Source organism: Nonomuraea sp. PA05 (genome assembly GCF_008086045.1).
Taxonomy (GTDB): Bacteria; Actinomycetota; Actinomycetes; order Streptosporangiales; family Streptosporangiaceae; genus Nonomuraea; species Nonomuraea monospora.
Genome location: NZ_VSEY01000042.1, coordinates 115,667 through 124,128 on the forward strand (window position 1 = coordinate 115,667; position 8,462 = coordinate 124,128).

Below are 8,462 nucleotides of genomic sequence, written 5' to 3' on the forward strand. Positions count from 1 at the left end.
TGGCGCTGCCGTCCAACCCGGACCTCATGGAGTCCCACTACGTGCTGTCCCTGGTCTTCAGGCAGGCGCGCGCCGGGGACGTGCCGGCCATCGTGGCGATGCTGGCCGACGACCCGCTCGGCGCCCAGCGCGAGGGCGACCCGAACGACGCGCGTTACCTGGCGGCGTTCGAGCGGATCGACGCCGACCCGTACGACGAGCTGATCGTCGCGGAGCGCGACGGCAAGGTGGTGGGCACGATGCAGCTCACCTACCTGGCGGGGCTGTCGCGGCTGGGCGCGGAGCGGTGCCAGATCGAGGCCGTCAGGGTCGCCGCCTCGACCAGGGGGCAGGGCCTGGGCCGCAAGATGATCGCGTGGGCGATCGACAGGGCGCGGGCGCGCGGCTGCGCGATGGTGCAGCTCACCTCCGACAAGTCACGTACGGACGCGCACCGCTTCTACGACGGCCTCGGCTTCACCGACTCCCACGTCGGCTACAAGCTCAAACTGGACTGATCTCCACGAAGTTGTCGTGGAAGCCGGGCCCCCTGCCCATGTCGGCGTCCCGCTCGGCCACGACCGCGTTCGGGTTGGCGCCGCCGGGGCTGAGCTTGGGCCAGCGGCCCTTCGGCGTGGCCACCACCCCGGCCGCCACCCGGTCGCTGATCTCCACGTCCGCCAGGAACTCGCCGCCGTCGTTGTGCACGCGCACCCGCCGGCCGTCCGCCAGCCCGCGCGCCGCCGCGTCGGCCGGGTTGACCAGCACCGTCGGCTCCTTGGCCCGCCGCAGCAACTCGGGGTTGTTGCCGAACGTGGTGTTGAGGAACGTGTGCGAGGCGGGCGTGACCAGCGTCAGCGGGTACGGCGAGCCTCCCGCGGAGGCCGCCGTGTACGACGGCACGAACGCCTTCCCTGCGGGCGGGAAGCGCAGCCGCCCGGACGGCGTCGGAAAGCCCTCGGCGAACGGCGTGAAGGGCCGCGGATAGTTCATCCGCACCCAGCCCTCCTTGCGCAGCCTGTCCAGCGTGATGCCGTCCAGGGAGGGGTGGCCGCTCGTCAGGAGCTGCTCGGCCAGCTCCAGGTCCGAGTCGTACAGCGACGGCTCGGTCATCCCCATGTGCGCGGCCAGCCGGCGGAACGTCTCCGTCGTGGACAGGCACTCGCCGGGCGGCCGCACGGCCTGCTCGTTCCACAGCAGGTACATGTGCCCGTAGCCGGCGTGCAGGTCGTGGTGCTCGGTCTGCATGGTCGCGGGCAGCACGATGTCGGCGTAGTCGACGGTGTCGGTCGGGAAGTGCTCCATGACGACCGTGAACAGGTCCTCGCGCTGGAGCTGCCGCCTGATGGCGTTGGAGTCGGGGGAGGAGCCGACCGGGTTGGCCGCGTACACCCAGAAGCACTTCACCGACTCCAGTTGCGAGGCCGCCTTCGTCATGGTCAGCGTGCGCACGGGCGCGGCCAGCAGGTCGTCGCGGCGGTCCACGTTCAGGTGCACGTGGTCGCTGGTGGAGAAGGCGATGCCGCCGCCGGGGTGGCGCCAGTCGCCGGTGACGCCCGGAATGGCGGAGATCACCCGCAGTGCCGCGCCGCCGCCCGCGTGCCGCTGCAGGCCGTGCGTGGCGCGCAGCGCGGTCGGGCGGGTGTGCGCGAGCCGCGTCCCCAGCCTGTGGACGGCCTCGGCGGGAATCCCGGTGATCTCGGCCACCCGCTCGACCGGGTGGCGCAGGATCTCCTCGCGGAAGTCGTCCCAGCCCTCGGTGTGCTCGGCGAGGAACTCCTCGTCCTGGGCGTTCTCGGACAGCACGACGTTGAGCAGGCCCAGCGCGAGCGCCCCGTCGGTGCCCGGCCTGATGGCCAGGTGCTCGTCCGCCTGGTCGGCCGTCCTGGTGCGGATGGGGTCGATGGCGACGACGTGCGCGCCGTTCGCCCGCGCGTCCTGGATGAACTTCCACAGGTGGTGGCCGCTGGTCAGCGTGTTCGTGCCCCAGAGCAGGATCAGCTTGGACAGCGCGAAGTTCTCGGGGTCCATGCCGGCGGCGGTGCCGAGCGTGCGGCGCAGCCCGGAGCTGCCGGCCGCGGAGCAGATGTTGAGCCAGTGCCTGGAGGCGCCCAGCAGGTTCCAGAACCGGCGGCCCGCCACGCCCTCGCAGCCCTGGAGGTAGCCGAGGGTGCCGGTGCCCAGGTAGGGCCAGATGGCCTCGCCGCCGTGCTCCTCGACGATGCCGCGCAGCCGTACGGAGATCTCGTCGAGCGCCTCTTCCCAGGTGATCCGCTCGAACTGGCCGGAGCCCTTCGGGCCGGTGCGGCGCAGCGGGTACAGGATGCGGTCCTGGGCCTGGGTGTGTTCGAGGTAACGGTTGACCTTCACGCAGAGCGCGCCCCGGGTGTAGGGCTGGTCGGGGTTGCCGCGCATCTTGACGGCCCGGCCGTTCTCGACGGTCACCACCCAGGAGCAGGTATCCGGGCAGTCCAGCGGACAAGCCCCCAAAACCCTCAATTCACCCGACATGCGACACAGCTTACGTCCCCCACCACCGGGAATTCAGAGGTGAACAGTGGGAAGTGCACCGTGTAGCCTGCCCCGTGCGACACTGCGGGGACGATTGAGCACACTGGAAGTCAGAGATCCTACGGTCCGGCACAGGAAGGTGTGGAATCGCTGGCGGTGGCCGATATCAGGGAACGAGAAGACACGGAGGGCCTCGCGGAAGGGGAGCCGGCCGTGGCCGAGTCGCGCGCAGGCGACAGCGCGGAGCACAACGCGGAACAGAGCACGGGGAACAGCACGGGCAACGACGACGTCTACGTCGTCGAGCCGCTGCTGCCCCACCGCCTGCGCCGCCCCTCCGACCTGCTGCGCTTCTTCGCCACGCTCATCGTGCTCGGCGCGGTCATCCTGCTCGCCCTGGTCGCCAAGCAGACCCTCATCGGCCTGGAGGCCGACGTCAAGGAGGGCGCTGAGCTCGTCCCCCTGCTGAGCAGGATCGCCGCCTTCCTCGGCGGCGCCGCCGTGCTCATCGTGCCGACCGCCTTCGCCGTCGAGCGCGTCTTCCACCGCGACGGCCTGCGCGTCGCCGAAGGGCTGATCGCCGCCATCGTCGGCATGGCGGGCTCGTTCCTGCTCGGGCAGTGGCTCGTCGCGGGCAACGTCGACGACCTGCGCGTCCTGCTCACGGGAGACCGGCGGATCGAGCCGCTCAACACGCTGCTCACCTCCGTCATCGCCTACTCCACCGCCGTCCGCATCTCCCGCCGCCCCACCTGGCGGATGCTGATGTGGACCACCATCGCGCTCTACATCCTGGCCCTGTTCTCCGGCCGCCAGATCACCATCCCCAGCGCCATCGTCACCGTCCTGGTCGGCATGGCCATCGGCTACGCCACCCTGTACGGCGTCGGCAGCCCCAACACCCGCCCCCCGGGCAACGCCGTCGTCGCGGCGCTGCGCAAGCTGTCGTTCGCGCCCGTCTCCGCGCGCCGCGTAGAGGACGACCACCAGGGCAGCCGCCGCTACGCCATCGGCCTCAAGGACGGCTCCAGCCTCGACGTCACCGTGCTCGACCGCGACCGGCAGGTGGCCGGCCTGCCGTACCGGCTGTGGCGGCGCTTCAGGCTCAACTCCGAGACCAGGCGCCGCGCCATCAGGTCGCTGCGCGCCGAGCTCGAACGCGAGGCCCTCATGGCGTACGCGGCCCAGGCCGCCGGCGCCAGCACCCCGCGCCTGCTCGGCACCAGCGAGATCGGCACCGAGGCCGCGCTGCTCGCCTACGAGCACATCGAGACCCGCCCCCTCGACGAGGTGCCCGACGCCGAGATCGACGACGAGCTGCTCGCCCAGATCTGGGAACAGGTCGAGCTGCTGCAGATCCAGCGGCTGGCACACCGGCGGCTCACCGGCGACAGCATCCACCTCGACGGCGCCGGCCGCGTCGTGCTCACCGACGCGCGCAGCGGCGAGGTCGCCGCCGGAGACCTGCTGCTGCGCCTCGACGTCGCCCAGCTCCTCACCTACCTGGCGCTGCGCGTCGGCCCGGAACGCTCGGTCCGCGCCGCCGCCGACGCCATGGGCCCCGACGCGCTGGCCGCCGCCATGCCGCTGCTCCAGCAGATCGCGCTGACCAGGGAGACGCGCTCCGCGGTGGCCAAGGCCAAGAACGTGCTGCCCGGCATCCGCGAGCACATCGTCGCGCTCAAACCGCAAGGCAAGATCGAGGAAGTACGCCTGGAGCGGTTCAGGCCACGCACCCTGATCACCATCATCGCCAGCGCCTTCGCCGCCTACGTCGTGCTCTCCCAGCTCAGCCAGGTGGACATCTACCACGTCCTCACCACGGCCAACTGGGGCTGGTCCGGGCTGGCCCTGGTGGCCGCCTTCGCCAGTTTCGTGGCCGCCGCGCTCATGCTGCGCGGGTTCGTGCCCGAGCACCTACCGCTCTGGCGCACGGTGCTCGTGCAGTTCGCCTCCTCCTTCGTCAAGCTGGTCGCGCCCGCTGCCGTGGGCGGTGTCGCCATCAACACCCGCTACTTGCAAAAACGCGGCATCCACCCGGCCAGCGCGGTGGCCAGCGTGGGGGCCTCCCAGCTCATCATGCTGGTCTTCCACATATCGCTGCTGGCGTTGTTCGCCTACATCACCGGCTCCACCACGCCCACCTCTTTCACGCCGTCGCGCGGGCTCGTCCTGGTGCTGCTCGCCGTCGCGGTGCTGGTAGTGGCGGTGCTCGGCGTGCCGCCGCTGCGCCGCCTGGTGACCTCGCGGCTGCGCAAGCTGTTCTCGAACGTGCTGCCCCGGCTGCTCGACGTGCTGCAGTCGCCGCGCAAGATGGTGGAGGCGTGCATCGGCACCCTCATGATCACCATCACGTTCGTGCTGTGCCTGCACGCCTGCATCGCCGCGTTCGGTCACGAGATCAGCTTCACCGCCGTCGCGGTCGTCTTCCTCACAGCCAACGCCATCGGCTCGGCCGCGCCCACACCGGGCGGCCTGGGCGCGGTCGAGCTGGCGCTCGTGGGCGGTCTGGTGCTGGCCGGGGTGCCCAAGGAACTGGCCACCTCGGCCGTGCTGCTGTACCGGCTGCTCACGTTCTGGCTGCCGGTACTGCCGGGCTGGGCCGCCTTCACCTACCTGCAGCGGAATGAAGACCTGTGACCTTGTCGATCGCGGCCAGCTCGTCCTCCGTGAAGGCGGGGCCGTCCACGCACGCCACGTTGGCCTCCAGCTGCGCGACGCTGCTGGCGCCGATCAGCACGCTCGTCACCCTCGGGTCACGCATCGCCCACGACAGCGCCATCTGAGCCAGGCTCTGCCCTCGGGTCTTCGCGATCTCGTTGAGGTCGCGCGCCAGGTCCCGATCGATGCGGTCGGCGCTCAGGAACCGGCTGGTCGCCGCCCGGGAGTCGTCCGGCACCCCCTCCAGGTACCGGTCGGTCAGCAGCCCCTGCGCCAGCGGCGAGAACACGATGCAGCCCATCCCCGCCTCCTCCAGCGTGTCCAGCAGCCCGTCCTCGATCCAGCGGTTGATCATCGAGTAGGACGGCTGGTGGATGAGCAGCGGCGTGCCCAGCTCGCGCATGATCCGCGCGGCCTGCGCGGTCTGCTCCGGCGAGTAGTTGGAGACGCCCGCGTACAGCGCCTTGCCCGAGCGCACCGCCCGGTCCAGCGCGCCCATCGTCTCCTCCAGCGGCGTCTCCGGGTCGGGACGGTGGCTGTAGAAGACGTCCACGTAGTCCAGGCCCATGCGCCGCAACGACTGGTCGAGGCTGGCCAGCACGTACTTGCGCGACCCCCACTCGCCGTACGGGCCTGGCCACATGTCGTACCCGGCCTTGGTCGAGATGATCAGCTCGTCCCGGTACGGGATGAAGTCCTCGCGCAGGATCCGGCCGAAGTTCCGCTCCGCCGAGCCGTACGGCACGCCGTAGTTGTTGGCCAGGTCGAAGTGCGTCACCCCGAGGTCGAACGCCCGGCGCAGGATCGCCCGCGAGTTCTCGATCGGCCGGTTGTCGCCGAAGTTGTGCCACAGGCCCAGCGAGACCGCGGGCAGCTTCAGCCCGCTGCGCCCGCTGCGGTTGTACGGCTGGCGCTCATAACGCCGCTCGTCGGCCTGATAGGTCATGATGACGTGCCCCTCTCGATGATCCACGACAGCGCGAAGGCCTCTTCCCGCCACGCGTCGTAACGCCCGCTGCGGCCGCCGTGCCCCGCGCCCATCTCCGTCTTCAGCAGGAACGGCCCGCCCTGCGCCGTGGCGCGCAGCCTCGCGATCCACTTCGCCGGCTCGTGGTAGAGCACGCGCGTGTCGTTGAGGCTGGTGATCGCCAGGATCGGCGGGTACGGCCTGCCGTCCACGTTCTCGTAGGGCGAGTACCCCTTCATGTACGCGTACACCTCGGGGTCGTGCAGCGGGTCGCCCCACTCGTCCCACTCGATCACGGTCAGCGGCAGCGACGGGTCGAGGATGGTGTTCAGCGCGTCCACGAACGGCACCTCGGCCACCACGCCCGCGAACACGTCGGGTGCCAGGTTCGTCACCGCGCCCATCAGCAGGCCGCCCGCGGAGCCGCCCCGTGCGACGACCCGCTCGCTCCAGCCGGACGCCTTCAGATGCCTGGCCACGGCCACGAAGTCGGTGAACGTGTTGCGCTTCCTGGTCAGCTTGCCGTCCTCGTACCAGCGGCGGCCCATCTCGCCGCCGCCCCGCACGTGCGCGACCGCGAAGACGAACCCGCGGTCGAGCAGCGACAGCCGCGGCACGGAGAAGCCGGGGTCGATGGAGGTCTCGTAGCTGCCGTACCCGTACAGCACGGTCGGCGCCGGCTTCCCGGAGTCCTTGCGCTTGACGATCGACACGGGGATCTTCGTGCCGTCCTCGGCCGTGGCCCAGTCGCGGAACTGCTCGTAGTCGGCCGGGTCGTAGCCGCCGAGCACCGGGCGCTGCTTGAGCAGGATCAGCTCGTGGCTGTCGAGCTCGTAGTCGTACACGCTGGGCGGGGTGACCATGCTCGTGTACGCCAGCCGCAGCCGGGTGGTGGTGAACTCGGGGTTGCCTGCGGGGCCGACGTCGTACAGGGGCTCGGGGAAGTCGATCTCGTACGCGTTCCGCTCGGACGCCTCGACCCGGTCGCGCCAGGTCTCGCCCGCGCCGCTGTACGGCAGCACACGCAGGCCGGTCAGGCCGTCGCGGCGGAAGTGCACCACGGCGTGGTCGGAGAACGCGTCGATCTCCAGGAGCCTGGTGTCCTCGCGGTGCGCGATCAGCGGGGTCCACGTGGCCGGGTCGTCGAGGGGGGCGGTGGCCAGCTCGAAGTTCTCCGCGTTCTCGTTGTGCAGCACGTAGAAGAAGTCGCCCGCGTGCTCGACGCCGTACTCGACGCCGGTCTTCCTGGGGCGGACGACCTGGAACTCGCCCGCGGGGTCGGCCGCGTCGAGGATCCGCACCTCGCTGGTGATCTTGCTGCCCGCGCCCAGGACGAGGTACTTCTCGCTGCGGGTCAGCCCGATGCCCACCCAGTACCGCTCGTCGTTCTCCTCGTAGACCAGCACGTCGTCCTGGGTGCCCAGGGTGTGCCGGTAGACCTGGTACGGGCGCCAGGCGTCGTCCACGCGCGTGTAGAAGAACGCCGACCCGTCGGCCGCCCAGGCGCCGCCGTAGAAGATGTCGGTGATCTCGTCGGGGAGCAGCTCACCGGTCTCCAGGTTCTTGAACCGGAGCGTGAACCGTTCGTCGCCCTTGTAGTCGGTCGAGAACGCCAGCATCGTGCCGTCGGGGGTGACGGAGCTGGTGCCGACCGAAAAGAACGCGCTGTCGCCGGCCAGCTCGTTGCCGTCGAGGATCACCTGCTCGCGGTCGAGCCTGGCGCCGGGGGTGATCTCCGGGGGCGCGTCGCTGTCGGCGGGGACGCGGCAGGAGACGGCGTACTGCTTGCCCTCCTCGGTGCGGGTGAAGTACCACCACCGGCCCTTGCGGCTGGGCACGGACAGGTCGGTCTCCTGCGTACGCCCCTTGATCTCCTGGAACACCTGCTCCTGGAGGTCGGCCAGATGAGCGGTGTGCTGCTTGAGAAAGTCGTTCTCCGCCTCCAGATATGCGGTCGTGTCTGGATCTTCCTTGTTGCTCAGCCAGGCGTACTCGTCGATGACGGTGTCGCCGTGATGGGTGCGCTCCGTGGGGACCTTCTTCGCCACTGGCGGCGTGTTGCTGCTCACGGGGGGAGTCTATGTTCGGTCGTGATCGTTCTGTTGCCGGAGAAGCGAGCGAACCGGTCCGAGCATCGGGAAGCGCTGCTAATCTTTAAGAGCCGACGCGGTGCGGCGCAACCCTCCTCCATCACTCCGGTGACTTTGGTGTGTTGTGTCACGCTTGTCGGTAATCCCTCGTGGCGCGCCGGTTCAGAGATCGATTCGCAGATCGGTCGAAGGGCTGGTAAGTTAGAGGGGTTGTCTCCGAAAGGGGGCAGGGATTAATTCCCGCAGGTCGAGCA

5 protein-coding genes are annotated in these 8,462 nt (G+C 70.0%); 2 read left to right on the top strand and 3 right to left on the bottom strand.

The window, feature by feature from the left end; genetic code table 11:
* The first annotated feature begins 26 nt into the window (after window positions 1–26).
* Window positions 27–497, top strand: a complete 471-nt coding sequence (locus tag FXF51_RS63165) for a GNAT family N-acetyltransferase (protein WP_262380308.1) — start codon at window positions 27–29, stop codon at window positions 495–497.
* On the opposite strand, the gene FXF51_RS47060 is transcribed toward FXF51_RS63165, so the two are convergent.
* Window positions 484–2,490: a molybdopterin-dependent oxidoreductase gene (locus tag FXF51_RS47060; protein ID WP_148441318.1), complete on the bottom strand. Its 2,007-nt coding sequence runs from the start codon at window positions 2,488–2,490 to the stop codon at window positions 484–486. The genes FXF51_RS63165 and FXF51_RS47060 overlap by 14 nt on opposite strands.
* 213 nt (window positions 2,491–2,703) lie before the next feature.
* On the opposite strand from FXF51_RS47060, the gene FXF51_RS47065 reads away from it, so the two are divergent.
* A complete protein-coding gene (locus FXF51_RS47065; RefSeq protein WP_148441319.1) occupies window positions 2,704–5,130 on the top strand; it encodes a lysylphosphatidylglycerol synthase transmembrane domain-containing protein in 2,427 nt (808 codons plus the stop codon).
* On the opposite strand, the gene mgrA is transcribed toward FXF51_RS47065, so the two are convergent.
* Window positions 5,099–6,097, bottom strand: coding sequence for an L-glyceraldehyde 3-phosphate reductase (gene mgrA / locus FXF51_RS47070; RefSeq protein ID WP_148441320.1), 999 nt, complete (start codon window positions 6,095–6,097; stop codon window positions 5,099–5,101). The genes FXF51_RS47065 and mgrA overlap by 32 nt on opposite strands.
* On the bottom strand, window positions 6,094–8,187 hold the full coding sequence (locus FXF51_RS47075) for a S9 family peptidase (protein WP_148441321.1): 2,094 nt from the start codon (window positions 8,185–8,187) through the stop codon (window positions 6,094–6,096). The genes mgrA and FXF51_RS47075 overlap by 4 nt, the downstream gene beginning before the upstream one ends.
* Between the last annotated feature and the right edge of the window lie 275 nt (window positions 8,188–8,462).

Excerpts from the sequence above, each read along its gene's own strand:
- FXF51_RS63165 (WP_262380308.1), top strand. The coding sequence starts at position 27 with ATGGAGTCCCACTACGTGCTGTCCCTGGTCTTCAGGCAGGCGCGCGCC.
- FXF51_RS47060 (WP_148441318.1), bottom strand. The coding sequence starts at position 2,490 with ATGTCGGGTGAATTGAGGGTTTTGGGGGCTTGTCCGCTGGACTGCCCG.
- mgrA (WP_148441320.1), bottom strand. The coding sequence starts at position 6,097 with ATGACCTATCAGGCCGACGAGCGGCGTTATGAGCGCCAGCCGTACAAC.